Origin of the sequence: Polyangium fumosum, assembly GCF_005144585.1 — a bacterium.
Taxonomy (GTDB): Bacteria; Myxococcota_A; Polyangia; order Polyangiales; family Polyangiaceae; genus Polyangium; species Polyangium fumosum.
On sequence record NZ_SSMQ01000020.1, the window covers coordinates 151,459 to 178,044 of the forward strand.

The 26,586-nt window shown below is 69.5% G+C and carries 24 protein-coding genes; 13 read left to right on the plus strand and 11 right to left on the minus strand.

Translation table 11 applies throughout. The annotated features are described in order from the left end of the window. Window positions 1-176 precede the first annotated feature (176 nt). Both E8A74_RS20670 and E8A74_RS20675 read left to right on the plus strand, forming a co-directional pair. Window positions 177-1,640 (plus strand): hypothetical protein, encoded by a 1,464-nt coding sequence (locus tag E8A74_RS20670; RefSeq protein ID WP_136930755.1) that lies wholly within the window; start codon window positions 177-179, stop codon window positions 1,638-1,640. Between the two features lie 7 nt (window positions 1,641-1,647). Continuing rightward, a complete protein-coding gene (locus E8A74_RS20675) occupies window positions 1,648-3,027 on the plus strand; it encodes a glycogen synthase (protein WP_136930756.1) in 1,380 nt (459 codons plus the stop codon). Here the strand turns inward: E8A74_RS20675 and E8A74_RS20680 are convergent. The 3 genes from E8A74_RS20680 to E8A74_RS20690 all read right to left on the minus strand — a co-directional run bounded on the left by E8A74_RS20680 (window position 2,993) and on the right by E8A74_RS20690 (window position 5,695). Then, window positions 2,993-3,505, minus strand: a complete 513-nt coding sequence (locus E8A74_RS20680) for a hypothetical protein (protein WP_136930757.1) — start codon at window positions 3,503-3,505, stop codon at window positions 2,993-2,995. The genes E8A74_RS20675 and E8A74_RS20680 overlap by 35 nt on opposite strands. 119 nt (window positions 3,506-3,624) lie before the next feature. Beyond that, window positions 3,625-4,233: an HAD family hydrolase gene (locus tag E8A74_RS20685; protein ID WP_136930758.1), complete on the minus strand. Its 609-nt coding sequence runs from the start codon at window positions 4,231-4,233 to the stop codon at window positions 3,625-3,627. 439 nt (window positions 4,234-4,672) lie between these two features. Further along, the gene (locus E8A74_RS20690; RefSeq protein ID WP_136930759.1) at window positions 4,673-5,695 is read right to left on the minus strand and encodes a zinc-dependent alcohol dehydrogenase family protein; all 1,023 of its coding nucleotides are present in this window, start codon (window positions 5,693-5,695) and stop codon (window positions 4,673-4,675) included. A 140-nt stretch (window positions 5,696-5,835) separates the two neighbouring features. Here E8A74_RS20690 and E8A74_RS20695 point away from each other — a divergent pair, with 140 nt between their 5' ends. The 3 genes from E8A74_RS20695 to E8A74_RS20705 all read left to right on the plus strand — a co-directional run bounded on the left by E8A74_RS20695 (window position 5,836) and on the right by E8A74_RS20705 (window position 8,077). Then, window positions 5,836-6,312, plus strand: coding sequence for a MarR family winged helix-turn-helix transcriptional regulator (locus tag E8A74_RS20695; RefSeq protein WP_232379677.1), 477 nt, complete (start codon window positions 5,836-5,838; stop codon window positions 6,310-6,312). After that, window positions 6,309-7,373, plus strand: coding sequence for a phosphatidylglycerol lysyltransferase domain-containing protein (locus E8A74_RS20700; RefSeq protein WP_136930761.1), 1,065 nt, complete (start codon window positions 6,309-6,311; stop codon window positions 7,371-7,373). The genes E8A74_RS20695 and E8A74_RS20700 overlap by 4 nt, the downstream gene beginning before the upstream one ends. Before the next feature lie 110 nt (window positions 7,374-7,483). Then, window positions 7,484-8,077: an SRPBCC family protein gene (locus E8A74_RS20705; RefSeq protein ID WP_136930762.1), complete on the plus strand. Its 594-nt coding sequence runs from the start codon at window positions 7,484-7,486 to the stop codon at window positions 8,075-8,077. Between the two features lie 114 nt (window positions 8,078-8,191). Here E8A74_RS20705 and E8A74_RS54870 read toward each other — a convergent pair whose 3' ends face one another. Then, a complete protein-coding gene (locus E8A74_RS54870; protein ID WP_232379682.1) occupies window positions 8,192-8,434 on the minus strand; it encodes a hypothetical protein in 243 nt (80 codons plus the stop codon). On the opposite strand from E8A74_RS54870, the gene E8A74_RS20710 reads away from it, so the two are divergent. Beyond that, window positions 8,399-9,559, plus strand: coding sequence for a PAS domain-containing protein (locus tag E8A74_RS20710; protein WP_232379681.1), 1,161 nt, complete (start codon window positions 8,399-8,401; stop codon window positions 9,557-9,559). The genes E8A74_RS54870 and E8A74_RS20710 overlap by 36 nt on opposite strands. Before the next feature lie 332 nt (window positions 9,560-9,891). Here the strand turns inward: E8A74_RS20710 and E8A74_RS20715 are convergent, their stop codons facing one another. From E8A74_RS20715 to E8A74_RS20725, 3 genes are all read right to left on the minus strand, one after another. Then, on the minus strand, window positions 9,892-11,604 hold the full coding sequence (locus E8A74_RS20715) for a hypothetical protein (protein ID WP_136930764.1): 1,713 nt from the start codon (window positions 11,602-11,604) through the stop codon (window positions 9,892-9,894). Between the two features lie 512 nt (window positions 11,605-12,116). Next, entirely contained in the window at window positions 12,117-13,484 is a 1,368-nt protein-coding gene (locus E8A74_RS20720) for a sigma-54-dependent transcriptional regulator (RefSeq protein ID WP_136930765.1), read from the minus strand. After that, a complete protein-coding gene (locus tag E8A74_RS20725; protein WP_136930766.1) occupies window positions 13,477-15,039 on the minus strand; it encodes a sensor histidine kinase in 1,563 nt (520 codons plus the stop codon). Before E8A74_RS20725 ends, E8A74_RS20720 begins: the two co-directional genes overlap by 8 nt. A gap of 249 nt (window positions 15,040-15,288) precedes the next feature. Between E8A74_RS20725 and E8A74_RS20730 the strand changes: the two genes are divergently transcribed. The 6 genes from E8A74_RS20730 to E8A74_RS20755 all read left to right on the plus strand — a co-directional run bounded on the left by E8A74_RS20730 (window position 15,289) and on the right by E8A74_RS20755 (window position 22,539). Further along, complete coding sequence (locus E8A74_RS20730) at window positions 15,289-16,671, plus strand: TolC family protein (RefSeq protein WP_170229252.1); 1,383 nt, start codon at window positions 15,289-15,291, stop codon at window positions 16,669-16,671. Beyond that, window positions 16,671-17,843, plus strand: coding sequence for an efflux RND transporter periplasmic adaptor subunit (locus E8A74_RS20735; protein WP_136930768.1), 1,173 nt, complete (start codon window positions 16,671-16,673; stop codon window positions 17,841-17,843). The genes E8A74_RS20730 and E8A74_RS20735 overlap by 1 nt, the downstream gene beginning before the upstream one ends. Beyond that, window positions 17,840-20,947 carry an efflux RND transporter permease subunit gene (locus tag E8A74_RS20740; RefSeq protein WP_136930769.1) on the plus strand — a complete coding sequence of 1,036 codons (3,108 nt, stop codon included), beginning with the start codon at window positions 17,840-17,842 and terminating at the stop codon, window positions 20,945-20,947. Before E8A74_RS20735 ends, E8A74_RS20740 begins: the two co-directional genes overlap by 4 nt. Window positions 20,948-21,614: 667 nt before the next feature. Beyond that, window positions 21,615-21,947 carry a hypothetical protein gene (locus E8A74_RS20745; RefSeq protein WP_170229253.1) on the plus strand — a complete coding sequence of 111 codons (333 nt, stop codon included), beginning with the start codon at window positions 21,615-21,617 and terminating at the stop codon, window positions 21,945-21,947. Next, window positions 21,944-22,270, plus strand: coding sequence for a hypothetical protein (locus tag E8A74_RS20750; protein WP_136930771.1), 327 nt, complete (start codon window positions 21,944-21,946; stop codon window positions 22,268-22,270). The genes E8A74_RS20745 and E8A74_RS20750 overlap by 4 nt, the downstream gene beginning before the upstream one ends. Continuing rightward, entirely contained in the window at window positions 22,267-22,539 is a 273-nt protein-coding gene (locus E8A74_RS20755; RefSeq protein ID WP_136930772.1) for a hypothetical protein, read from the plus strand. Before E8A74_RS20750 ends, E8A74_RS20755 begins: the two co-directional genes overlap by 4 nt. Before the next feature lie 619 nt (window positions 22,540-23,158). Here E8A74_RS20755 and E8A74_RS54875 read toward each other — a convergent pair. Genes E8A74_RS54875 through E8A74_RS20775 form a run of 4 tightly spaced genes read right to left on the minus strand, consistent with a single transcriptional unit; the run spans window position 23,159 to window position 25,905 of the window. Further along, on the minus strand, window positions 23,159-23,758 hold the full coding sequence (locus E8A74_RS54875; protein WP_232379678.1) for a hypothetical protein: 600 nt from the start codon (window positions 23,756-23,758) through the stop codon (window positions 23,159-23,161). A gap of 7 nt (window positions 23,759-23,765) precedes the next feature. Continuing rightward, on the minus strand, window positions 23,766-24,260 hold the full coding sequence (locus tag E8A74_RS20765; protein ID WP_136930774.1) for a helix-turn-helix domain-containing protein: 495 nt from the start codon (window positions 24,258-24,260) through the stop codon (window positions 23,766-23,768). After that, entirely contained in the window at window positions 24,257-24,817 is a 561-nt protein-coding gene (locus E8A74_RS20770) for a hypothetical protein (RefSeq protein WP_136930775.1), read from the minus strand. The genes E8A74_RS20765 and E8A74_RS20770 overlap by 4 nt, the downstream gene beginning before the upstream one ends. Further along, a complete protein-coding gene (locus E8A74_RS20775; RefSeq protein ID WP_136930776.1) occupies window positions 24,808-25,905 on the minus strand; it encodes a transposase in 1,098 nt (365 codons plus the stop codon). The genes E8A74_RS20770 and E8A74_RS20775 overlap by 10 nt, the downstream gene beginning before the upstream one ends. Before the next feature lie 392 nt (window positions 25,906-26,297). On the opposite strand from E8A74_RS20775, the gene E8A74_RS20780 reads away from it, so the two are divergent. Further along, window positions 26,298-26,586 (plus strand): helix-turn-helix domain-containing protein (locus E8A74_RS20780; RefSeq protein WP_136930777.1); only part of this gene is annotated, 289 nt, incomplete at its 3' end.

Here is a 26,586-nt window from a genome sequence, read left to right on the forward strand (position 1 = left end):
TGCCCCTGGCTGTTCGATGAACTGCGCATCGCGCAGTTCATCGACCCTGGGTCCAGCGCCTCGCTGGTCCGGGTCCAGGGGCGGACAGCCCCTGGTGGGGTCTGGGGCGAAGCCCCAGCGCGCGACGCCTGCCTTCGCGGATTGCGCCTGCCCTGCGAATGGCGCGACGATGGGACATGTCCCGGGTGCCTGCTCCTCTTGCGCTTCGTGGCGCCGTCGTCGCTGCGCTCGCCACTTTCCTTGCCGTGTTCGGCTTGCAGTGCGGCAGTGATGTCGCGCCTTCGGCGACCACCGACGTCACGCTCGTGATGGGGGTCGGCACGGAATGCGCGGCGCGCCTTCGCTCCGTCACCGTGCAGGTCGAGACTGGGGATCGTGTCGACTTCACCGAGACCATCTCTGTTGCGAGTGCGGCTGAGCTTCCGATTGCGCGCCGTGTCTCGCTCTCGGATCCTGAGGGCACGAAGCATCGCGCGTCGGCCACGTTCGACCTTGCGCGGGAGGACGACACCGTTGGCGCGGAGATGATGTTCACCGAGTTTCCTGCGGGCACCACGGGCGTCGTCCCGCTCAGCTTGCCGTGTGTTTGCATCGAACACCCTTGCCCGACGGGGTACGCCTGCGAGGAGAGCCCTCCGGGCAGCGGCACGCCTGCTTGCATCCCGCAGGTCAACTGCGGCGACGGCGCGTGTGTCCCCGGCGAGTCGTGTGGCACCTGCCTCGAAGATTGCCCGTGCAACTGCGGCGACGACGTCTGCGAAGGCACCGAGACGTGCGCGAATTGCCCTGGCGACTGCGGCGTGTGCTGCGGCAACGGCACGTGTGACATGGGCTTCGGCGAGAACTGCGCGAACTGCGCGGCGGACTGCGGCGCTTGCTGCCCGAACGACAAGTGCGACACGACCCTCGGCGAGAACTGCTCGAACTGCGCGGCGGACTGCGGCGCTTGTTGCGGCGACGGTGCCTGCAACTTCGGCGAGAAGTGCTCCACCTGCTACGACGACTGCGATTGCTGCGGCAACGGCGTCTGCGAGCCGCAGGAAGTCCTCTGCGGCGCGTGCGTCGAGGACTGCGGCGCTTGCCCCGCGTGCGGCGACGGCGTCTGCCAGAACTTCGAGAACAACGCCAAGTGCCCGACCGATTGCCCTGTCGCTTGCGGCAACGGCACCTGCTCGGCCGGCGAGACGAAGTCGAACTGCCCCAAGGACTGCGGCGAGGTTTGCGGCAACAAGTCCTGCGGCACCGGCGAGACCTGCCAGAGCTGCGCGGCGGACTGCGGCGCTTGTTGCGGCGACGGCGTCTGCAACTTCGGCGAGACCTGCTTGACCTGCGCGCAGGACTGCACCGGCGCTTGTTGCGGCAACGGCACGTGCGAGGCCGGCGAGACGTGCATGAGCTGCGTCGGCGACTGCGGCCCCAAGTGCGGCGACGGCATCTGCCACTGCAGCGAGACCCTCACTTGCGGGGCGGACTGCGTCGGCTTCTGCGGCGACGGCATCTGCCAGCCCTTCGAGACCTGCCAGGACTGCCTCCAGGATTGCGGCGCCTGCACCGGCACGTGCGGCGATGGCACCTGCACCGCGAAGAGCGAGAACCAGTGCACCTGCCCCGCGGATTGCGGCGGCAAGTGCCCGCCTTGAGCCGCCCTTGAAGCTCCTCCACGTCGCGGCCGAGCTTTCGCCCCTCGTCCGCGTCGGCGGTATCGCGGACGGCGTCGCCGGCCTCGCCCGTGCCCTCGCGCGCCTCGGGCACGACGTCACCGTCGTCCTCCCTGCGCCGCCGGGCGTGCGGCTCGAACCCGAGATCCCCATCGCGCCTGGCGTCCGCGCCCGCGTCGTCGTCCTCCCCGACGTCCCTGCGCACCTCGGCACCTACGGCCGCGAGGGCGACGGCGAGCATGCGACTGCGCGCCGCTTTGCCCACTTCGCGCGCGCGGCCGCTGCGATGGCCTCGGGCTTCGACGTCGTCCACGTGCACGACTGGCCCGGCGCGGCCGTCCCGTACCTCCTCCGCGAGGCCGGAGGCCCGCGCCCGCGTACCGTGCTCACGATCCACAACCTCGCCTTCCAGGGCGTCTTCCCGCCCGAGACCCTCACGTTCCTCGGCCTCGGCCCCTCGCACTTCCACCCCGACGCCCTCGAGTTCCACGGCCGCGTGAACCTCCTCAAGGCCGGCCTCCTCGCCGCCGACGCCGTCACCACGGTCTCGCCCACGTACGCGCGCGAGATCCTCGATCCTGCGCACGGCGAGCTGCTCGACGGCGTGCTCCGCGCGCGCGCCTCCCGCGACGGCCGCGGCCTCCTCGGCATCACGAACGGCATCGACCTCGACGCCTGGGATCCCGCGCGCGACCCGGCCCTCGCCGCGCCCTTTGGCCCCGACGACCTCGCGGGCAAGGCGCTCTGCAAGCGCGCCTTCCTCGCCGAGACCGGGCTCGACACGGACCCGGCGCGCCCGCTCATCGCCTCGCTCGGCCGCGTCGTCCCGCAGAAAGGCGCGGACCTCGTGGCCGCGGCGATCCCCGACCTCTGCCGCGCCGGCGCGACCATCGTCGTCGCCGGCGCCGGTGACGCCCCGCTCGAACGATCCCTCGCCGCTGCGGCTGCCGCGCACCCCGCGCATGCGCGTTTCCTCGGCGCCGTCCCCGACCTGATCGCGCGCCGCCTCCTCGCTGCGGCGGACCTCTTGATCATGCCCTCCCGCTTCGAGCCCTGCGGCGTCGTGCAGTTCGAGGCCCAGCGCTACGGCGTCGTGCCCCTCGCGCGCCGCACGGGCGGCCTCGCGGACACGATCCTCGACGAAGACGCGCACCCCGGCCGCGGCACGGGCTTCCTCTTCGACGCGCTGAGCGCCGACGCCCTCGTCCTCGTGGTCCGCCGCGCCCTCGCACACCTCGGCGGCCCCGGGGCCATGTCCCTACGCCGTCGTGTCCTTCGCGCGGCGCCGGGCTGGGATCGCCCGGCGAGCCTCTACGCGCACCTCTACGGCCGGCTCAGTGCGTCGGGAACCGCGCCGTGTACCGCATGAAGCGCCGCAGGTAGGGCGTGTCGAACTGCACCTTCGTGATCCGCTCGGCGGGGATCATCGTCGGCGACTCGTCCCAGCGCCCGAGCGCGTCCACGTAGTGCAAAAGCACGTTCTCCTCCCCGACCTCGAGCAGCCGACCCAGGTAAAAGTCGCCGTCGTCGTCGCCCTCGTCCTCGCACTCGATGATGACGTCCGCGTGGTGCGCCTGGATCGATCGCAGCGCCGCGGAGAAGCCGCGCAGGTCGACCTCGAACGGCAAGCGCAGCCCGCCGAGCAGCCCTTCGCCGACCAGCATCCGGTCCCAGTGCTCCTCGTGGGCGCCGCGCTCGTGGGCGAGTACGTCCTCCAGCCGAAAGAGCGTGTAGCCGTCTGGCTCGAAGTCATCGAAGCAGTGGATGAGCCCGAGCTCCGGCCCGAGCCCGAGGAGGTATCCGTGCAGCGACGGCTCGCCCGACAAACGGCGCTCGAGCCGAATCATCTTCCCCGTCCCAACGTGCTCGATCAGCGACGCGTACATGGCTCTCCGCGCAAAACCCACCCGAACAGCGCCAGCATAGAAGCAGGGGTGGAAGGCCGGCAAGATTCCACGCGCGCGTTTCACGACGCGGCCGTGATCAACCCTCGCTGCGCGAGCTCCTCGCGGAGCTGTTCGGCGCTGTTGAACACGATCGCCTGCATGCCGACGGCGCGCGCGCCCTCGCAGTTTTTCGCGCGATCGTCGATGAAGAGCGCCTCCGCGGGGGGCTCGCCGAGCCTCTGGCAGGGCACGAGGTAGGCCGCGGGATCGGGCTTGCGCGCGCCGGTCTCGTACGAGACGAACGCGCCGTCGAGGAGCTTGTCGAGCTCGCAGCGCTCGGCGATCCAGCGGTACCAGGGCGGATAGTTCGAGAGCGCGTAGAGGCGCACGCCGGGGGTGGTTTGGCGGAGGTCCCGGAGCAGGTCGCGGATGCCGGGCAGCAGGCGGTAGCTCTCGCGGACGACGTGGCAGAAGCCCGCGGCGTCGTAGGAGCGTCCGGGCAGGAAGGTGGCGAGGAAGGTGGGCTCGTCGATGTGCCCGAGCTCGAAGTCGACCCAGGCGGTGGGGTGCTTGCAGCGGAGCAGCTCGGGCAGGGTCATCCCGAGGAAGGAGGGCATGACGTCGTGGAAGGGGTCGCGGACGAGCGTGTCCATGACGTCGAAGAAGACGAGTCGCGGCCTCGGAGACACGGCGGGAGGATGGCAGCGGGCCGCGGGGTGGGGAAGGGGAGGCGCCGAAGAGAGGTCCGGGCGTCGGGGGACGGGCTTGGCGCGGGCGCAAAGAGGGGTCCGGGCGTCCGAGGAGCGCTTGGCGCGGGCGCAAAGAGGGGTCCGGGCATCCGGAGGAGCGCTTGGCGCGGGCGCGAAGCCGGGTCCGGGTGTCCGGAGGTAGGCTTGGCGCGGGAGCAAGGAGGGGTCCGGGCATCCGGAGGAGCGCTTGGCGCGGGCGCAAGGAGGGGTCCGGGTGTCCGGAGGTAGGCTTGGCGCGAGCGCGAAGCCGGGTCCGGGCGTCCGAGGGGGGCTTGGCGCGGGCGCGAAGCCGGGTCCGGGTGTCCGAGGGGGGCTTGGCGCGGGTGCAAGGGCGACGCGGGGCGCTCGGAACGGTCTTTGGCGCTTCGGGACGCCGCGTTTACGCTCGATCCGCGGGGATCTCGTCGTTCGCCACGACCAGCACCGCGGCTCCGGAGAACCGGCCGGCCCGCAGATCTTCGAGCGCGGCGGCGCCCTCCTCCAGCGGATAGACGTTCACCTCGGTTCGGAGGGGCACGCGGGGCGCGAGCGCCAGAAACTCCTCGCCGTCTTGCCGCGTCAGGTTCGCCACGCTCCGCAGCACGCGCTCGCCCCACAGGATCGAATACGGGAACGAGGGGATGTCGCTCATGTGAATCCCCCCGCAGACCACGGTCCCTCCTTTTCGCACCGCCCGCAGCGCGGCCGGCACGAGCTCCCCGGCGGGCGCGAAGATCAAGGCCGCGTCGAGCTCCACCGGCGGCGGCTCGTTCGACGCGCCCGCCCATTCCGCGCCCATCTCCCTCGCGAAGGCCTTGCCCTTCTCGTCCCAGGCCCGCACGAAGCCAAAGACCCGCCGCCCCTGGTAGCGCGCCACCTGCACCACGAGGTGCGCCGCCGCGCCGAAACCATAAATGCCAATCCGCTCGGCGTCCCCCGCCATGCGCAGCGTCCGATACCCGATGAGCCCGGCGCACAACAAGGGCGCCGCCTGGAGATCGGGGACCCCCTCCGGAAGGGGGAAACAATACCGCGCGTCGGCGACCACGCGCGACGCGAACCCGCCGTCGATTTGATACCCCGTGAAGCGCGCCGCGTCGCAGAGGTTCTCGCGCCCCGCGCGGCAATACGCGCACGTCCCGCAGGTAAACCCGAGCCAGGGCACGCCCACGCGCGCCCCGCGCGCAAAACGAGGCGCATGCCCCGGCCGCGGCACCTCCGCGCGCACCTCGCCCACGATCTGGTGGCCCGGCACGAGGGGGAGCTTCGGATCGGGCAACTCGCCGTCGACGATGTGGAGGTCGGTCCGGCAGACCGCGCAGGCGCGCACGTCGAGCAGCACCTGGCCCGGCCCAGGCGTGGGATCCGGTCGTTCGAGGAGCACGAGCGGGCGGCGGGGCTCGGTCAGGACGAGGGCGCGCATGCCGGGAACATGCGCGTTTGAAGGCCCACGTAATCCCCCCGCGCATCGCGACGGTTGCAGGAGGGCCCGTCCGGCTCTACGCTGTTGGGAAAAGCATGGGCTCCCATGGATCGGAACCGGCCTCCGCCGGGAACCCCGAGGTGACTGCGGCGCTTGATGCGCTCCGCCATGTGGTGCGGGCGCTTCGGCTCTCGTCGACGGCTGTGGAAAAGGCGCACGGCGTGAGCGGGGCGCAGCTCTTCGTCCTCGGCGAGCTTGCGGGTGGCAAGCGCTTCTCCATCGCGGAGCTTGCGGCGCGTACCTCCACCGACCCGAGCTCCGTTTCCGTCGTGGTCGCGCGTCTTGTCCAGCGTGGCCTTGTGGAGCGCCATGTCTCTCCGGACGATGCGCGCCGTGCGGAGGTCGTCATCACGCCCGCTGGCGGGGCCTTGCTCCGTGAGGCCCCGCCGCCTGTCCAGCTCAAGCTCATCGCTGCGCTTACCGACATGCCTGCGGACGAGCTTGCGACCCTCACGCGGGGCCTTGCGCGCGTGGCTGCTGCCATGGGCGCGTCCGAGGAGCCTCCGCCTATGTTCTTCGAACCGGAGCTGACCCGCCCACGCCGGCGGAAGGAATGATCTCCGGCGTTGATCCTTCGGCGCTGCCGGACCGCACGCGCGCCTCTGCTCCTTCCACGCTCGCGGAGGCTGTGTTTTGCTTCGGGCGCGAGACGGTGGCGTTTCAGTCCCTCGCGCCGGGGATGCGCGCGTGGAGCGACGGCGCCGGGGCCTGGGTCGCCTTCGCGGACACGGGCCAGGCGTGGATCGCGGTTGGCTCGCCGCTCTGCGCGCCCGAGCAGACGGGGCGCGTCGCGCGCGCGTTCGTGCAGGCCGCGCGCGTGGCGGGGCGGCGCGCCGGGTTTTGCGCGGTCGAGGAGGTCCCGCGCGACCCTTTCTTCGAGCGATTGCCCCTCGGCCGGCAGCCGGTCTGGGATCCGCTGCAATGGGAGCGGGTGCTCGCGGGGCGCAAGAGCCTGCGCGAGCAGATCCGCCGCGCGCGCGCCAAGGGCGTGCGGGCGCGTGTCGCGCGTGGGGAGGAGCTCGGGGGCGCGCTCGGCGCGGCCATGGCGGCGCTCTCGGCGCGCTGGCTCGCGGGGCGGAGGGGCGGCCCCTTGGGGTTTTTGCTCTCGGTGGACCTCTTTTCCAGGCCCTCCGAGCGGCTGTACGTCGTCGCCGAGCGGGACGAGCGCCTGGTCGCCGTGCTCGTGGCGGTGCCGGTGCCCGGCCGGGGCGGCTGGTTTTTCGAGGACATCCTCCGCGCAGACGACGCGCCGAACGGGACGGTCGAGCTCGTCGTGGACGCGGCGATGCGGGCGCTCGCGGGGGCTTCGTGCCGGCGGGTCACGATGGGCCTCGTCCCGTTCGCGGGGCCTTTGCCGCGAGGGTTGCGGATCCTGCGGCGCCTCGGGCATGACATCTACGATTTCGAGGGCCTGCGCGCATTCCGCGCCCGCTTCGCCCCGGATGCGTGGGAGCCGGTCTGGTTCGTCCGTCCGCGGGGCACGCGTGAAATCGTCGCGTTGTGGGACGTGGCGTCGGCGCTCACGGGCGGCCATCCCCTTCGTTTTGCGTTCCGCGCCTGGGCCGAGGGGAGGCGACGCCGGCTCCGTCGCGGGGGCGGCGGAGCGTCGGCCGGCTGACGCGTCGTTTTACCGGGACGAACCTGCGGGGAGGAGACGCGGGGTGGTTCCATTCTTGACGCGTCGGGCCTGCCGCCGTAGGACGGTTTGTCCGACAGAGGGAGGTTTCGTTGAAAAAGGTCGCCATTCGCGTGGGGCTGGGGCTCGCGGCTTTGATCGTCGTCTTTTTGATCGTGGTCGCGACGCGCCCGTCCGCGTATCAGGTCGAGCGCCACGCCACCTTCGCGGCGCCGGTGGACCTCGTGTACAACCACGTCAAGGACTTTCGGACGTGGGAGGCCTGGTCGCCCTGGGCCAAGCTCGATCCCAAGATGAAGACGACGTTCAGCGGCACGCAGGGCGAGGTGGGCGCCGTCTACGAATGGGAAGGAAACGACGACGTCGGCGCGGGCAAGATGACCATCGCCGCCCTCAAGCCAAACGAGCGCGTGGACATCAACCTCGAGTTCTTGAAGCCTTTCGCGTCCAAGACCGACAATGGATTCAAGGTCGAGGCGGCCGGCAAAGACACGAAGATCACCTGGTTCATGCGCGGCGAGAACGACTTCATCGGGAAGATGTTTTGCCTGTTCATGGACATGGACGCGATGATCGGGAAGGACTTCGAGAATGGCCTCGCCAACCTCAAAAAGGTGACCGAGGAGGCCGCCAAGGCGCAGAAGCCCGCCGACGCCGAAGTCGTGAACGCCGCCGCGCCGAAGTGACCCGCGCTCCGAAGGCGGAAAACCGCGGCGCAGGCACGCTTCTGGCGCCCCCGTCACGTTGACGATCCAGGAAATCGGCTGCTAGCGTCGAGGGCTTATGTGCCCACGACGAAATCATCCCGGGGCACGAGGATCGATGTCATGTCGCACCCTGGGTTGGAAGAGGAATGCGCAGCGCTCCGCGCGCAGGTCGCCGAGCTTTCGGCCCGCCTCGCCACGACGGTACCAGCCGGGGACGGCCCGCCGCGGGAGGAGCGCACCCCCGACCCAGGAGGGGAGCTCGCGCTTCTCCGCGCGGCGCTTCGAGATCTCGCCGACGGCGTGGTCATCTCCGACCACGAGGGCACGCTCGTCCACTGCAATGAAGCAGCGATGAAGATGATGGGGCCAGTCCTGGCCCACATCCAACCCGCAGACTGGGCAGAGACCTATCGCGTCTTTCGCCCCGACGGCGTGACCCCGTTCCCGTCGAGCGAGTTTCCCCTGCAACGGGCCCTCCGAGGCGAGACCACGGAAGGCGTGGGGATGCTCGCGCGGACCCACGCAGTGCCAGAGGGCGTGGCCCTGTCGGTGTCCGGCCGGCCCATCCGCGGCAAGGACGGCGAGCTGCTGGGCGCCGTGGTGGTGTTCGGAGACGTGGGCGAGCGGAAACGATACGAAGCCGAGCGAGAGCGGCGGCGGCAAGCCGACGCGCAGCGCATCGTCGCCGAAAAAGAGAGGCTCCGGATGGCGCGGATCCTCCAGGGGCTGCTCGACAACCTGGACGTGGTGGTCTGGGCCATCGACGACAAAGGGACCTGCACGTTCCACGACGGCCGCGGCGCAGAATCAGCGGGCCTTCAGCGCGGGCAGCTCGTCGGGCAGAATTTCTTCGAAATCTATTCCCCTCACGACCTGAAGCGCGCGCTCACGGGCACCCCCGTGCATGTGATCGACGAGGGAGAAGGGGTCATCTGGGAGCACTGGATGATCCCGGTCGAAGAAGACAAGCGCATCACGGGCCTCATCGGCATGAGCGTGAACGTCAGCGAGCCACACAAGGCAAAGCTGGAGCTAGAAGCGAAGCTCGCCCTGATCCAGCGGCAGCAGGAGGTGATCCTCAATCTGGAGACGCCGATCATCCAGGTATGGGATCACATCCTGACACTCCCGATGGTAGGCGTCGTCGACAGCCGTCGCGCCGCACGGGTGACAGACGACCTGCTCGCCGCCGTCGCCCGGACGCAATCACGCTTCGCGATCCTCGACCTGACAGGCGTCGAAGTCGTCGACACAGCGACCGCCGCGCACATGCTGAACATCCTCAGCGCCGTGCGGCTGCTCGGCGCCGAAGGAATCATCACCGGAATCCGGCCAACCGTGGCACAAACGATGATTTCCCTCGGCCTCGATCTGTCGCGCGTGAGGACGCTGGCCACATTGCGCGACGGCCTCGGCTTCGCAATCCGGCAGCTCGGGTCGAAAGGGGCACGCGCAGGCTGAGGCAGCAGCGTCGCGCCGGACGGGGCGCTGCCCCGGACCCCGCGAGGGGCTGTCCGCCCCCTCGACCCCGGACCAGCGAGGCGCTGGACCCAGGGTTGAAAAACTGCGCTCCGCGCAGTTTTTCAAACGGGCCGACGAAGAACCCAGGTTGCCAGCAGAACCCGCAGCGCGGCTGTTTTGGCTGGCAGGGTCGGTGCTGGTCTTGAACGGGCCTGTTCGAGGAACTGCGCATCGCGCAGTTCCTCGAGCTTGGGTCCAGCCCCTGGCTGGTCCGGGTGCAGGGGCGGACAGCCCCTGGTGGGGCCTGGGGCAAAGCCCCAGCTCTGCGGCCTTCAGCGTGGCGCTTCGATCAGCGTACCGCTTCGCGAGATGCGAGCCTTGTGCGGACGCTGTGGATCGGAGAAGTGGAGCACGGGATCACCTGATTCCACCGTGATGGCGTGCACGGGACGGGTCACGGGGGCCTTTGCGACGAGCTCCTGGGTGCCCTCGGGCGCGTCGAGCGTGAGGGTGAGCTCGTTGCCAGCTTCATTCGACGTGGCGATGAGGACGGCGCCTTGGGGCAGGACGATGTACGTGACGCCCCCCGGCCTCGTCACGTTCCTCCATGCGCCCTCCGTGCCTGGGGCCACGGGACGCCGCACGGCTGCGGTGACCGTGGCGCTGGGGTCGAAGTGCAGGGCGAGCATCGTCCCATCCTCGGCGGGTTCGTAGAGCCATAGGTCCTTCGTGGGGGCGTGGACCTTTCCCTCGCGGAGAAACACCCCGGATGCATCGGCCACGAAGCGGGCGCTGCGACAATCCAGAAGGACGAGGCCGCGCACGCTCGTGAGCGAGAGGGGGTCGCACCCCTCCGGCGTCGGGCGAACGAGGAACGCCCCTGTGTTCCGGTCCGCGAGGCCGATCGTCGGCCCGCGGAGAAGGGAGCCTTGTTCGCATCGTCCGTCGGCGAGGCGTTTGCAAAGCGCGTCGTCGAAGAACCTGCCGACGAGGCTGGAGGGAGGGGCGATCGGGGTGATCCGGCGGAAGTCCTTGATGCATTGGAGCCCCTCGCAGGGGCGCTTCGGAGGCCGGCTCAGATTCCCGACGTAGGTGATCCCAGACGCTTCGGATGGGTCCTCGGGGGGCACGTCGATCCCTTGGAGCCCTGGGCCCAGGACACCAAACTTCGCCGGGCCCGGCTTGTCGGGCGCGGCGGCGAGCACGTCGCCCTCCCAAGGGAGCACCGTATTCATCAGCGCGCCCTGGAACATCGGGTCGAACGAGATGAACTCGGCCCCGTAGATCTGTGCCGGCAGGCGGAGGGACACGAACGTGCGTCCATCCTTCGTGAGGACAGACGCCGTATCGGGTTGTCCCTGGTCGTCCCGCTTGAGCGCATGCAGGATGAACCCGCCCCAGCGCAATGGAGCCTCGAGCGCACGGCGCACCGGTTGGACGTTGCCCTTTGCGTCGATCGTGGACCACGTCTGCTCGGGTTTTCGTGAAGCAGCCGCCGCGAGGATGACGCCGTCGGCGCGGACGAACGCGCGGTCCACCGCCCCCTTCATCGGCACATCGACGAAGGTTTTTCCCCCGTCCTTGGATTGCACGAGCACGCCGCCCCGCGCCGCGACGACAAACACGCCCGCCGCATCAAAGACCCGGTCGATCCCGGCGACAGGCGTCAGCTTTCCCGCAACGAGGTCGTCGGCGCTCGCAGCACGGAAGGGCGCAAAGCCCTCCTTCTCGGCGAAGACCTCGCCACTCGAGACCACGCCGACGAAGCGCACCCCTTTCGGGACAAGCCCGCGGACGCCATCCTTCGTCATGACGAGCTGGCCCACGCGCGAGGAGAGCACGATAGCGCCAGGCTCGATGGCTCTGGCCAGCGTTTCGCCGAGAACCGGGTTGATGGGATGCGAGACGCCATTCACACGAGGTGAGACCTCCCAGAGTTCCTGCCGCTTGCTCTCGCGCTCCAGCCAAGGCGCCGCCTCCCCCACGCGCTCGATATGAACGGGCGCATCGGGATCCGGCGGCGTCTCCGGGAGAGCCGAAGCCACGGCAGGCACCACCTGCACACCGGCAGGCGCAGCGATCGGAGGAACGGTCGCCGCCGGAGGCGACGAGCCACAAGCGACGAGCAACCCAGCGAGGAGTGAGGCTACGTGCAAGGGACGGTGACGCACGGCCCGGACCTTCGCACAGGACGCACCGGGTTGGCACGGATTTTCTGGAGGGACGGGGGCCGCCTGCGCCGGGGCGCTGCCCCGGTCCCCGCGGGGGGCTGTCCGCCCCCTCGACCCCGGACCAGCGAGGCGCTGGACCCAGGGTTGAAAAACTGCGCTTCGCGCAGTTTTTCAAACAGGCCGACGAAGAACCCAGGTCGCCAGCCGAACCAACAGCGCGGCTGTCTTGGTTGGCAACGCCGCTGCGGGTCTTGACCGGGCCTGTTCGAGGAACTGCGCATCGCGCAGTTCCTCGAGCTTGGGTCCAGCCCCTGGCTGGTCCGGGTGCAGGGGCGGACAGCCCCTGCTGGGGCCTGGGGCAAAGCCCCAGCTCCGCGGCTTCCGCCTCAATCCGACGTGTCGTCAGCGAGGTATTTGGCGAGTGTCTTGACGTCGATGCCCAGGCGATCGGCGGTGCGTGATTTGTTGCTGCCGAGCTCGGTGAGGGCCCAGCGGGCGTAACGTTGTTGCAATTCGCGCAGGGGCAGCACGGGGCCGGCGAAATGGGGGGCTTGGGCGTCGCCTGTGGCTGCGTGCGGCAGCGCTGCGTCGGCGAACTGTGCTTCGGCCTCGCGGCCGAGCAAGACGAGACGCTCGACGGCGTGCGCGAGCTCGCGCACGTTGCCGGGCCAGGGATAGTCCAGCATCGAAAGCAGACACTCGCGGGAGAGACGCTCGACGCGGGAGGTGGGGTGGCGCGCGCGTGCTTTGGCGAGCAGCTCGGCGGCGAGCTCGGGGAGGTCCTCGCGACGCTCGCGCAGGGGGGGCACGTGGACGGGGACGACGTCGAGCCGGTAGAGCAGATCTTCGCGAAAGAGACCTTCGGCGACGCGGCGGCGCAGGTCGCGGTGCGTGGCTGCGACGATTCGTACGTCGATGGGCGTCTCTTTTGTCGCGCCGACGGGGCGGACGACGCGCCGTTCGAGCACGTCGAGCAATTTTGCTTGCAGGGCTGGCGCCATTTCGCCGATCTCGTCGAGGAACATGGTCCCGCCTTCGGCCTCGGCGAAGAGGCCGAGGCGGCGTGTGGTTGCGCCGGTGAATGCGCCTTTGGCGTGGCCGAAGAGCTCGCTTTCGAGGAGCGGATCGGGCAGCGCGGCGCAGTTGACCGTCACGAAGGGGCCCCGCGTGCGGCCGCTCTCGGCGTGCAGGTACCGGGCGAGCAGGCCTTTCCCTGCGCCTGTGGGCCCCATGAGCAGCACGGGGGCGTCGCTCGGCGCCACCCGGGCGAGCACGTCGAGCGCGGCGCGCATGGCTGGGCTCCGCGCGATGATGCCTGCCTTCGTGGCCTCGTCGCGCAGCGATTTTCGGAGCGTCCGGGCCTCGCGCCGCACGCGTGACTCGTCGAGGGCGCGGCCCAGGTACACGACGAGCTCGTCGAGCTTGAAGGGTTTCGTCAGGTAATGGTATGCGCCGCGCCGGATCGATTCGATCGCGGTCTCCAGGGCGCCGTAGGCGGTCATCACGAGGACCGGCAGATCTGGCACGGCGCGGCGCGCGGCGGTCAGGAGCTCGATGCCGTCCATCCCGGGCATGCGTAGGTCCGTCACGAGCGCGTCGACCGGCTCTGCCTCGATGCGCGCGAGGGCCTGCTTGCCTGTGGCCACGGCGAATGCGGAGATTCCGTGATCGGCGAGCCCGTCGGCGAGCATCTCGGCCATTTCGAGCTTGTCGTCCACGATGACGACGTGCGGGGCGTGGGATTGATCAGGCATCGGAGCACTCCTTGCCTTGGGCGGGTACGTGAATGCGCGCGCGGGTGCCGCCGCCCTCGTGGGGCTCGAGCACGAGCGAGCCGCGGTGGATGTTCACGATCTCGTGGACGATCGCGAGGCCGAGGCCCGAGCCTGCGGCCTTCGTCGTGAAAAAGGGCTCGGTCGCGCGGGCGATGTCCTCGGGCCGGATGCCGGCGCCGCGGTCCTCGACGACGAAATCGACGCCCGCGTCCGCGCTGCGCACCGAGAGCGCGACCTGCATTCCGGGGCCGCTCGCCTCGCAGGCATTGAGCAGGAGGTTCACGACGGCGTGTTCGAGCAGGCGCAGATCTCCCGCGAGCGTGGGCAAATCGTCTTCCACCGCCGTCACGAGCACGACCCGCGCGGCGACGAACCGGTGTTCGACGAGGCGCAACGCCCCGTGCGCGACGTCGCCTGGGTCGACGGGGCGCAAGGAGGGGGAGCCGCCGCGGGCGAGGTCGAGGAAGCCTCGCACGACCTGGGTGATGCGATCGGCCTGCTCGCCTATGGTGCGCACCGCGCGCGCCGCTTTCGGATCCTCGCCGACGCGGCCCGCGAGCTGCTCGGCGCGGCCGACGATGACCCCGAGCGGCGTGGAGATCTCGTGGGCGATCCCCATGGCCAGCGTGCCCGTCGTGGCGGCGCGGCTCGCCCGCGCGAGCCGCTCGTCGCTCGTGCGGACCAGCGCGGCGAGGGCGAGCTGCTTTTCGAGCTCGAGCTCGCGCCGCTGCCGCCGCAGGGCCGTCGCGCCGAACGCGACGATGAGCGCGCACGGCACGAGCACGCCGAGGAGCAGGCGGCCGCGGGCCCGCTCCCAGCGGTCTCGCTCCTGCGACGCGCTCGCCACGACGGCCGTGGTCCATCGGCCGAGCGTCCCTGTGTCCGTGGCGTCCACCGCGGCCACGGCCCTTCGGTCCGGCAGCCCGAGCGCGACCGCGTCGTCTCGCTCGATCCGCGTCGTGTCGTGGCCCTCGTTCGCCGCGCGCGTGAGCGGATCACTCCGGATCTGCCGCCCGTCGGCCGCTTGCCATAACTCCTCGTCGGGCGGGCGGACGAGGACCACGAGCTCGTCCGGGCGCTCGATCCGCGCCGAGGGGCCCATGACCCACGCGACGGGCACCGTCAGCTCGACGGTGCGCCCTTCGGTCGAGGGCACGAGCACCGACATCGTCCGCGGCGGGTGGGGGCTCGGCGCGCTCTCCGACGAACGCACCTCGATGCTCGGGTAGGCCTTTCGCATGCCCTCCGAGGGTCCGTGGCCGGCCGAGACGTCGTCCGCCACGAGCAGGGCGTCACGCCGCACCGCCGCGAGCCGCGCCGCGAGCTCGTCCGAAAGCAGGAGCGCGAGCATCTGCTGCTGCCGCGTGAGGGCGACGAGCGCGCCTTCGTACTCGCGTTGCTCGTCGAGCAGCGCGAGCGTCGTGATCGCGAGGACCGCGAGCGCCGCCGTCCAGACGAGCCAGCCGCGCCGGATCGATCGCGCGAGCCGCGCGGGGAGCGTCCGGAGGGGGAGGAGAGGCGAGGGGGAGCGCATGGCGAGGGCGTGTTCCCGCGGTGGATCTGCCGCGTGCAGCGCGCGTGCCACCGGGAGCGGGGCTCTATCCTGCGCGGGACCGGGAGCGCATGCAGGGAGAAATTCCCACCCCGGCTGGGAAATTTTCCCATCCCGTGGCCAGGGTCGACCTCCGGATCTCCAGCGATTCGGCGCGTCAGACCCGTTGGCATCGTTGGTGCTCCTACGGCCGCCATGCTTCACGGGGATCGCGCCGTACGGCGGCGATGGATGGCTCTGCTTTCGCTCGGCCTGCTGCTCGCGCCGCGGGGGTCGTCCGCGCAGGAGGCCGCCGCCGCTGCCGAAGCGGCGGGCGTGCGGGCCTTTTCGCTGCACGAGGCGATCACGTATGCCGAGAAGCGGAATCCGGATCTCCTCGTGACGCGGGCGCGGGTGCAGGCGGCGCGCGCCGCGGCGCTCGTGCCTCGGGCGCAGTGGCTTCCTTCCGTCGGCGCGACCGCCCAGATCATCGGCTCGACGGTCAACAACTCCACGGCGACTGTCCTTTCGAACCCTCGCGTCGATCTTCCGCGGATCGGCGCGACCCGCATCTCGGCCGAGCCGGACTTCACGCCCTACGCCTCGACGCTCGTCGCCGTGGGCATGCGGCAGGAGCTCTTCGATTTCGGCCGGATCGCCGCGCAGACGGCGGCCCTCGACGCGCAGGCCGAGCTCGAACGGCAGCGGGCCGAGGGCGCCAAGCTCGACGTGGCCTTGCGGGTCACCGAGGCCTACTGGGCCGTGCGCGCGGCGAAATCGGTCGCGCGTGCCGCCGACGAAGCCGCGGGCCGGGCCGCGGCGCATCGGGACGCGGCGCGCGCGGGCGTCGGCGCAGGCCTTCGAACGCCGGTGGATCTCGCCCGCGCCGAGGCCGAGGTCGCGCGGTTCGAGGTCGCGAAGGTGCGGGCCCAGGGCTCGCTCGCCGCCGCGCAGGCGGTGTTCGCGGCCGTCGTGGGCGTGCCCGACGCGGCGCTCGACGCAGGCGACGAGGCGAGCGAGGACGAGGCGCCCGGAGCCCTCGACGAGCTGCTCGAACGCGCGCGGGAAGGCAGCGCCGAGATCCACGAGGCCAAGGCGCGGGTCGACCTCGCGAAGGCCGAGACGCGCGCGGCCGCGGCGCTGATGCGCCCCGACCTCTTCCTGACCGCCGCGATCTCGGGGCGCGCGGGCGGCGCGACGCCGTCGAACGGCTCGACCGTGGGCGGGCACGGCTTCGCGCCGCTCGTGCCGAACTGGGACGTGGGCGTGGTGCTGAGCGTCCCGATCTACGATCCGGTGCTCGTGGCCCGGCGCGACGCGCTGCGCGAGGTCGAGGACGTGCGCGAGGCGGAGCTCCAGGCGACGCGCGTGATGCAGGAGGCGGCCGTGCGGCAAGCCCACCTCGGCCTCGTCGCCGCGCGCCAGGCGCTCGCGGCCCTCTCGCGCGCGGCGGCCGCCGCGCGGGCGAACCACGAGCAGGCCGAGGCGCGGTTCAAGGCCGGCCTCGGGACGATGCTGGAGCTCGTCGACGCCGAGGCCTTGCGGGTCGAGGCCGAGGTCGAGCGGGCGGTCGGCGGGTTTGCCGTGGCCCGGGCGCGGGCCGCGCTCCAGCGGGCCGTGGCGGAGGTGCGCTGATGAAGCCGATGGATCGGCGGGTGATCGGGGCGCTCGGCGCGACGCTTTTCGTGGCGCTCGGGGGAGGCGCGGCGCTGCTCGTCCGGGCGAATTCGTCGGACGTGACGCCGCTCTCGGCGCAGCCGAAGGGCGCGACCGTGGTGCCGGCGCGCGAGGCGACGTACCGGCCGACGCGGCGCTTCGTGGGCACGCTCGCGCCGTGGCAGGAGGCGAACGTCGGCCCGCAGCTCGTCGCGGCCTATGTCGAGACGGTGCTCGTGCGGCCGGGCGACAGCGTCAAGCGCGGGCAGGTGCTCGCGACGCTCGATTGCCGGAGCGCGTCCACGGGGAGCCAAAGCGTCGCGATGCAAGCGCGTGCGCTCGATCAGCGGCAGCGGGCCATCGCGAGCGAGGCGGCGCGGGTGCAGGGCCTCGTCGACGACGGATTCGTCTCGAAGAACGAGGCCGAGCAAAAGGCCGCGCAGAGCGCCGCGGCCGAGGCGCAGCTCCGGGCGCTCCGGGCCGAGCTCGCGGGCAAGGCGCTCGAGGTGAACGATTGCGTATTGAAGGCGCCGTTCGACGGGGAGATCACCCGGCGCAACCTCGATCCCGGCACGTTCGTCCGCCCCGGCACGGCGCTCGTCTCGATGGTCGATCGCGCCATCATCCGCGTCACGGCCGACGTCCCCGAGGTCGATTTCCAGGCGGTCACGCCGGGCGCCGAGGTCAAGCTCCGCCTGCTCGCGACGGGGAAAGAAATGGCGGCGCGTGTCGCGCGGCGCTCCCCGGCGGCGGATCCGGTGACCCGCACGCTGCACGTCGAAATCGACGTGCCCGACCCGGAGCGCACGCTGCCCGTGGGGACCACGGCCGAGGTCTTCACCGAGGTCGGCGCGCCCGCGCCCGCCATCGAGCTGCCCCTGCGCGCGGCGACGGTGCGCGGCTCGAAGGCGACCGTCGTCATCCTCGAGGGCGAGATCGCGCGAAAGGCCACGGTGCGTGTCCTCGGCGAGACCGGAAAGAGCCTCTTCGTCGAGCCCTCGATCTTGCCCGGCTCGCTCCTCGTGCTCGAAGGCCGCGCGCAGATCCGCAATGGCGACGTGGTGCGCGCGAAGGTCGAAGGCTCCGCCGCGCCCGTGCCGTCCCTCGTGCCCGTCTCCACGCCGGCGCCCTCGGGAGGGGCGGTCCGATGACGCGCCTCGCGCTCCGAAATCCGCTGGCGGTCCTCGTCCTCAGCATTGCATTGATGGTCTTCTCCGCGGTCGTCACGCCGCGGATGGCCGTCGACACCTTCCCCGAGCTCACGCCGCCCGTGCTCATCGTCGGCACGCTCGCCTCGGGGCTCGGGCCCAAGGACGTCGAAAAGACGATCACCTGGCGCCTCGAAAAATTCATCGCGGCCACGCCCGGCGTCGACCACATCAAGAGCGAGTCCCGAAACAGCCTCAGCATCATTTACGTGTGGCTCAAATGGGGCACCGACCTCAACGCCGCGCAATCGCTGGTGCAGCAGCAGGTCGCGTTCGCGATGTCCTCCGTCCCGAAGACGCTCGGCGTCCTGCCGCCCTTCGTCCTGCAATACGATCCCTCGAACGCCCCCCTCATCCAGATCGCCGTCCACGGGGGCGGCCTCACCGGGCCGCAGCTTTATGATTTCGCGGTCAACACCGTCGAGCCCATCATCGAGGGCATCCCGGGCGTGGCCAGCGCCTCGCCGAACGGCGGCCGCGAGCGCCAGATCAACGTCGTCGTCGACCCCGTGCGCGCCGAGGCGCGTGGCGTGACCGCAGGCGAGATCGCCGCCGCGGTGGACAAGGCCAACGCGCTCTTGCCCTCGGGCCGCTTCATGGGCGCGGGCTTCGAGGCGAACGTGTACACGAACGCGGTCGCGCCGCGCGTGTCCGACATCGGCGAGGCCGTCGTGAGGCTCGTGGGCGGCCACCCGGTGCTCGTGCGCGACGTGGCCACGGTCGAGGACGGCGGGACGCTCCCCACGCAGTTCGTCTCCATCGACGGAAAACCGGCCGTCTACCTCAACGTGCTGCGGATCCCCGGCGGGAACACGGTGCAGATCGTCGAATCGATCCGCGAGGCGCTCGCGCACCTGCCGGAGCTGCCGCCCGGGATGGTCGTGCAGCCCATCTTCGATCAATCGACGTTCGTCGAGGGCGCGATGAAGGGGCTCAAGCGCGAGATCGTGCAGGCCCTTTTCCTCATCGCGGGCGTCATCCTGATCTTCCTCCAGAGCGGGCGCTCGGTGCTCATCGCGGCCATCTCCGTGCCGCTCAGCTTCGCGGTCATCCTGCTCGTCCTCTACGCGACCGGCCAATCCCTCAATGCCTTCACGCTGGGCGGGCTGACGCTCGCCATGGGGCCACTCGTCGACATCTCGGTCGTCGTGCTCGAATCGATCCACCGCAGGCGGCTCGCCGGCGAGGACGACGCGACGGCCGCGCTCCGAGGCGCAAACCTCGTCGCCGGGCCCGCGCTCGCCGCGTCGCTCTGCACGATCGCGGTGCTCCTGCCGGTCGTCCTCTTGACCGGACTCGCGAAAAAGCTCTTTTCCCCGCTCGCGCTCACCGTCGCCTCGGCGATGGTCGCCGGATACTTCGTGAGCATGCTGGTGACGCCCGTCGCCTGCCGTTATCTGCTCGGCCACAGCGAGCCGGGGAAACTCGCGCGCGCGTTCGAACGCGTCGTCGACAGGCTCGCGGGGGCGTATGCAGCGGCGCTCCGGGCGGCGCTCGAACACCGGGGCGCCGTCGTCCTCGCGACCCTCGTGCTCGTCGTGGCCAGCGCCTACGGCGCCTCCCGCCTCCCGAGCACATTTTTCCCGGAGATCGACGAATCGATGGAGCGCGTCTACGTGCGCCTCGCGCCCGGGACCTCGCTCGAAGAATCGACGCGCATCTTCCAGGAAATCGGGCAGGCCTTGCGGGACGAATTGCCCAAGGAAGAGGTCGAGCTCGTGCTCATGAACGTCGGGGCCCCGAGCAAGGCCCGCGCGAAGATGAACAGCCCGAACGCCGGCCCGCACATGGGGTTTCTCCGCGTCGCGCTCGTGCCACCCGAGAAACGCTCGCATTCGCAGCGCGAGATCGCCGACAAGATGCGCGCCATCCTCGCGCGCCGTTTCCCCGGCGTGGAGTTCTTGCAGGCGCCCGGCGGGCTCGTGTCGAGCGTCTTCTCGAATGGATACATGGCCCCGCTCGTCGTCGAGGTGCGCGGCGAGAACCTCGAAGAGCTCGACGAGCAGGCCCGCGCCGTCGCCGAGGTCGCCCGGACCGTGCCGGGCGTGCGCGACATCTTCACCACGCTCGACCTCGCGTACCCAGAGCTGCGCCTCGCCACCGACCGGCAGGAAGCCGGCCTCGTCGGCGTGACCGCGCGCGCCGCGGCGCAGACGACGCTCGAAGCGACGCTCGGCAACATCAATGCACCCTCGGTCTGGGTCGACGGATCAAATGGCCAGTCCTATTACGTGGTCACCGCATACGACCGCGGGATCGTGAAGGAGGCCGACCGGCTCCGCGAGATCCCGATCCGCGCAACAGCCTCAGGCGCCGTCACCCTCGGCAGTTATGGCACGATCGAGCGCTCCGCGGGCCCAATCTCCATCGAGCGCAACCACCTCCAGCGCGTCGCGCACGTCCTCATGCAAACCGAAGGGCGGGATCTCGGCAGCGCCGGCGCCGACCTCGAAGCGCGCCTCCGGCAGGATCCCCGCACCCGCGACGTGCATTTCGCCATGGCCGGCCAGGTCGAGCTGATGCGCACGACATTCGGCGGCCTCGGCGTCGCGCTCGGCCTCGCCGTCATGGTCGTCTTCATGATCATGACCATTCAATTCAAGTCGCTTCGCCTGCCGCTCGTCATGTTATTCACCATCCCCGTATGCCTCGTCGGCATCACGCTGGCACTCCTCGGCGCGCGCGACGGGTTTTCCATTCCCGCGCTCATGGGGATCCTGATGGTCATCGGCATTGCCGTCTCGAACGGCATCCTGCTCGTCGACCACGCAAACCGCGCGTTCCAGGAAGGGAAAGACGTCCTCGAAGCAGCCGTCGAAGCCGGGCGCGCGCGCTTCAGCCCAATCGCGATGACAAGCCTCGCCACCATCATCAGCCTGCTGCCGACGGCGCTCGGCCTCGAACACGGAACGGAGTCAAACCGCCCCCTGGCCCTCGCCGTCACCGGCGGCCTCGCCTCGTCCACCCTCCTGTCGCTCTTCCTCGTGCCCTCGATGTTCGTGTTTCTCGCCAAACGAAGGACCGAGGACGTGCTGCCCGTCGAATGAACGGAGGCCTTCGAGGGTGTTCCACAGCCAGCGGTAGCCCGGGGCGCTGCCCCGGACCCCGCGGGGGGCTGTCCGCCCCCTCGACCCCGGACCAGCGAGGCGCTGGACCCAGGGTTGAAAAACTGCGCTCCGCGCAGTTTTTCAAACAGGCCGACGAAGAAGCCGGGGGGACAGCAGAAGCCGCAGCGCGGCTGTCTTGGTGGGGAACGCCGCCGCCGGTCAAGGCCAGGGATGATCCTGGCTACCAAAGGCCGCAGCGCGGACAGGTCGGCGGCCAACGGCTCGTCGCATGAGGTCGTGGCGTGACGTGGTGGCCTCACGCTCCAAACAGCACGGCTCCGTCCCTCCACGTGATGGGGTCGTAGGTCTTCGGGCGAGGAGCCCATGGTCTCCTGCATCGCGGCCATCTCTCGACGCCACGAGCCCGCCGCTCCTTCCATCGTCCCCGTTCCTCCAAGGCACGGCCTCGTTCCTCCAAGGCACGGCCTCGTACCTCCGGAGGCTCGACGGCAGGTAGTGGGGTACTTTCAGGCGAAGTGGGCCAGTTTGACGTAATCGCGTGACTTCGGCGCTACGGTTGCCGGGCCTGAAAAGGCGCCGCCCCGAAGGGTTTGCCGACCCCCGGGGCGACTTGGCCGCAACCCCGTACTGACCGGAGTCGCAACCCATGCTTCGTTTAGTCCACCCTGCCCCGCGGGGCCAAGGGACTCGTCCGCCCAAGAGCGGCAAGAGCCCGACCCTCACGCCGTCGGCCGATGAGCGCGCCCACATGCGGGCTGCCGAACGCAACATCGCCCGCGCCTACGGTGGGCGGGCCGTGCTCGCGTCCGTAATGGGGGTCTCCGTGAAGATCCTCGCGCGGATCCCGCACGAGACGTCCTACGCCGTCGCCGTGCTGCTCGCGCGCGCCGGGAGCATCACCGTCGAGCAAGTTCTCTCCGGGCGTCCCCACGTCGCGGGCGCGTGCGCGCTCTGCGGGCGGAAAGGGGGCGCGTCGTGATGGCCGCGTCCCGCTTTCGCGGTCGGCCTCTCCGCGGCTCGGACCTCATCGAGATCCAGCGGGCGAACCTCCGCGCCCTGCTGCGCCATCTTCGCCGCGAGCATGGGACGTGGATTGCCGTGGCGCACAAGCTCGGCTTCCGCCGTTCGTTCGTGCTCGCGTTCTTCGACGGGACGGAGCCCGGGAACATGGCGCTCGCGCGGAGCATCGCGCGCGCCGTGGGGCTCTCCCTGGACGATGCCCTTGCCGGGAAGGCGCCGCCCCGCAAGGCTCCGGCGCTCTCCCTCGTGACGCCTCCGAAGCGGAAGGGAGGCGCATCGTGAGCGAGCCCGACCAGGACCACGACGACCAGGGCCCGCTGAGCCTCCCCGCGGTTCTCACGGACGAGCAGGCGGCGCGGGTCCGAAAGGCGCTCGCGCCCCATGTCGCGGCGCGCGGGCTGTGGAAGGCTGCCGACGCGATCGGCTATGCGCCGATGTACGTACGCGCCGTCCTCCACGGCGAGATCGCCTGCACGCTCCACTTCGCCACGTGCGTCGCGCACGCGCTCGACGTCGAGGTGGAATCCCTCGTCCGAGGGGACAGCACGTGATCCGGCAGCGCGCCTCCCCCGGTGGGGGCGCGCCGATCGTCGAAGCGGACGCGGAGGACATCGAGGCCATGCGCCCTATGCTCCTCCGCCATGCCCGCGCGATCGGCGTGGAACGGCGGCATGTGGACGACGTCGTCCAGGAGACGATGATCACGACGTGGGAGGCCCTGGCCGAAGGGCGCGTGCGCGGCGGGGAGCGCACGCCGTCCGAAGCGTCCTTGCTGGGCTTCATGAGGCAGACGGCGTGGTATCACGCGCAGAACCTCTCGCGGCGCGCGTCGACGCTGCACGAGGTCCCCGCGTCAGCGCTTCGGGACGTTCCGATCCTCGCGTCGCCGGACCCGACGCCCGGCATCGAGGCGCGGGACCTGCTCGCGCGGGTCATGGCGTCGAGCCCGAGCGTTGCCCACGTCGTGGAGCTGGCCGCTCGCGGGTTCATCGGCGCCGACGCGGCGCGAGCCGCGGGACAACCACGGGCGACGTTCTACGCCCACGAGAAGCGGCTACGCGCCGCCCTCCGGAAGCTCGGGGCGACTCCCGCTCCAGAGCAGGCCCCCCGCCCCACGTGGAAGCAGCGGAAGCGGCGACGGTGGGGGCGCCTCTCGCGCCCCCCCCTCCTTCAGTTGTCGCTGGATGCAGTTGCCAGTCCAGGACGTGGCACGCGATATACGGGTAGCACGATGGGGGGCACCCCCAGGCGGCCACTCGTGTCCTGTACGACTTCGCGCAGATATGGCCACGCATTGTATACCGCATTCACGGCCGCGAAGCTGCCGAACAGCTTGTCACGCATCTCGATGGGCGGCGGTTCCACTTTCAGATAATATTCAAGGTAGAACTCTGCCGCGATGTTGACGAGCGCATTGCCCGATTCACGAGTTTCCGCCGTTGGAGATGCGGTAGGCTCGCGTTCCAAGGACACAGTTAGACCAACGGTCACCCGGATCAGACTCTGTGCCTCATCGAACACAAAACTATGCGTCGGGCTGCCAACAACCGTAGCGTATTCGCTGGAGAGCAAATTACGGATGCTGCTCCGCATTTCTGCCGAAATGCGGACAAGTCGCACGTCGTTCAGCTCAACGTAGCGCGCCACCAGGGCTGCCGCATTAACCGCCTGCAATTCAGCCGTCGGCTCGGCCTGTTCCGGTGAAGGCGGCGACTCTTTCCGCTGCGGCGCAGCCTTCTTGCCTTTCTTAGCAAGTTTAGCAGTGCTCATGTCATGCTCACGAAGCCCAAGATAAGTGGCATCCAGCTGCCACATCCCACATTGAAACGGGGGAAGCCCCCACCTCGGGGGCTTCCTGTGAGACGTTACGGTCCCGATCCCATGCGGTTACATCACGGGCATCGGGGTGAGTGACATGCGCCTCCACCAGAGAAGTCCAGTCCGGTGCAGGTTCAAGGCATACAGGCCCAGCGTCCGCCGTCCGCGGGCGTAGCCAGATATGGAGTTCATAATCGCAGGCGGCGGCAAGCTCGCTCATCGTGTCGAGCGTCAGGTTGCGACCAAGCCGCAAGCACTGAGAGACGAACGACCGACTTTTGCCGATTCGGGCGGCAAGTTCATGCCGTGCCAACCCAGCGCGCTTCATCGCCGCTTCCAACTGCTCGCAAAACTCACGACTCGCACGCTCTTGATCGAATACGAGCCGGAATTCGTTATTTGCGAGCTGCTGCTCCAGCCAGCTCAGAGCCTCCGGGTTAGATTTTGCGCTCATTTCCGTTTCCCTCCGGGCAGTTGTTTTAGGTTGGGCTTGCCTGAGGGCCCTTGTGGTGGGTATTTACTTTTTCGTTGTTCGTAGTCAGCCTTGATGCGCGCTGCCATCTTTATTTCTCTGGGGTCGACATCGTCCTCCTTTTTGCCGCCGAACCCATGGGTGAGAACAATTATTCCCTGTGCTCCGTCAGCAAAACACGGTATCCGCGATTGGCTTTGATTGTCTTTAAAACACGAAAGGCCATCGGCTTCCTTGTTGCGCTTCCCGTTCCACGCGTGATAATACTTGAACGGAAGATGGCCTTCCTGACAGAATGATTGGAAGTGGATGGCAAAGCGAGCCTTCGCGCCGTGATCCAGTTTCTCCAAAAATTCCAGCGCGGGGACACTTCCGTCCTCGCGCCTGTAGGCGTAGATGGTGCGCTTGGGTCCAGCCGCGACGAGCTGGGCCAGTTGTTGCGGCAAGGTCGCCACATGTGCGCTGTTAACACATAGCTTAACAGCTAGCAAGAGAGAAGCCATCCAAGAGCACAAGCCTGGCAGTTCGTTCAGACCCATGGCGGCTCGAAGAGTGAGAGCTGAACAGGCGATCTGGGGCCTTGTTCTTGCCGGAGGGGTTCCTGTGGCGGCTTCATCTCCACGCGTGTCATGGTCGTATCTTCTTGAGACACCACTGGGGGCGTAGGCACGTCGCTCGGCTTGGCCTTCCCGCCGTCGACGACGCGGAGAAAGCCGCGTCCGTTGGGCAGCTCCCGCGCCGGGCCTTCCGGCACGCGGGACGCGAGCGCTTTCTTCTCCGGCCGCTCGACCGGCGCAGCCGAGAGGATCGCCTGCATGAACTCCTCCAGCGACCAGACCCTATCCGTCACGCCCGCGGCCATTGCAGGCGTGACGCGAAGCGACGAGACCACGTGGCAGAGGTTGTAGTACGCGTAGCAGAGCGAGATCGCGGCGCGGTGGTTCTCGGCTTTCTTGCTGAACGCGTAGCAGAGCCGGCGGAGCCGCCCGATCGTGTGGCGCATAGTGGCGTTCTGGCGCTCGACGTAGGCCGTTGAAACCTTCCCCATGTCGGGCGCCCCGAAGATCGTCTTCTTCGTGATGAACGGGTCGCGGGGCGGCTCATAACGGTGGTCGTCATCGCGGCGTCGCTTGCTCGTGTAGTTCTTCGACATCTGCGCGTAGTCGACGCCGGGCCCAAAGCTCGCCCCGACGGCGGCCACGTAGGGCGCGAACCCGTCCGTCGCGACCATGGGCATCACGACCAGGCGTGCGCGGACGTCGGTCATGAACTCCCGCGCGCTCTGCTCGTCCCGCTTCCCCACGTGCCACGCGATGACGAACCGGCTCGACGTGTCGAGCGCCACGAACGTGTATGCCTCGCCGACGTCGGGTCCGTCCTCGAGCGTGACGCGGGCCTGCTTCTTCCCGACGTAGCTCCAAATCTCATCGCACTGGATAAGCGAGCACCGGAGGCCACGCGCGAGCGCGTTGTGCAGTCGCTCCGCGCCCTGCCCGAACGTGAGCGCGAGGCGGCGAACCGTCTTCCGATCGACGTCGGTCATGCGCTCGACGGCACGCTCGCTGTTGCCGTCGACCAAAGCAGCAAGCACGCGGAGACGCTTCTCCGGATCCAGGACGTTCGCCATGGTCCCCTCGCCAGCGCTCCGGCATCGGGCCGCGTCTCGCGGCGCCCGACTCATCGGAGCGGTTCAAGTGATGAGACCAATCTACCACGAAATGCCTAGGTTTCGCGGGCTGTCCCGCGTAGCTAGGACAGTGCATGTCCTAGCGCTATGGTTCGTCCGGGTACGCGGTGGGGGATCTCGGCTGGGTCAAGCGTGCCAAGCGAGGGGATCGGACCATGCCCGTCCGCGCCGTCCGTTCAGGGCTCCGAGGTGGGCCCGATCGGCGCTCTCAGAGTGGGCCCTTTTGAACGCGGAGTTGGGGGTACAGACCGGCTACCTGGGTAACAGGGTAGACCGGGAGCCTGGGTGACAGTTAGTTGCCCTACGGTCGACAGGTCTGGCGAGACCTGGGCATGCCCTGGAGGGAGAGCCGTGTCGTGGAGGAGCGCATGCGCTTCATCGTGGCTGTCGACGAAGGTGACGAGCCGTTCACGGAGCTTTGTCGTCGCTTCGGAATCAGCCGAAAAACCGGTTACAAGTGGCTCGAACGATATGAGTCGCTCGGGCCGGCGGGGCTAGAGGACAAACCTCCGGTCGCGCGCAACCATCCGCATCGTTTGGATGACGAGCTCGCGGACGTCTTCGTGAAGACGCGCAAAGACCACCCGACCTGGGGACCGAAAAAGCTCCGCGCGTTCGTCG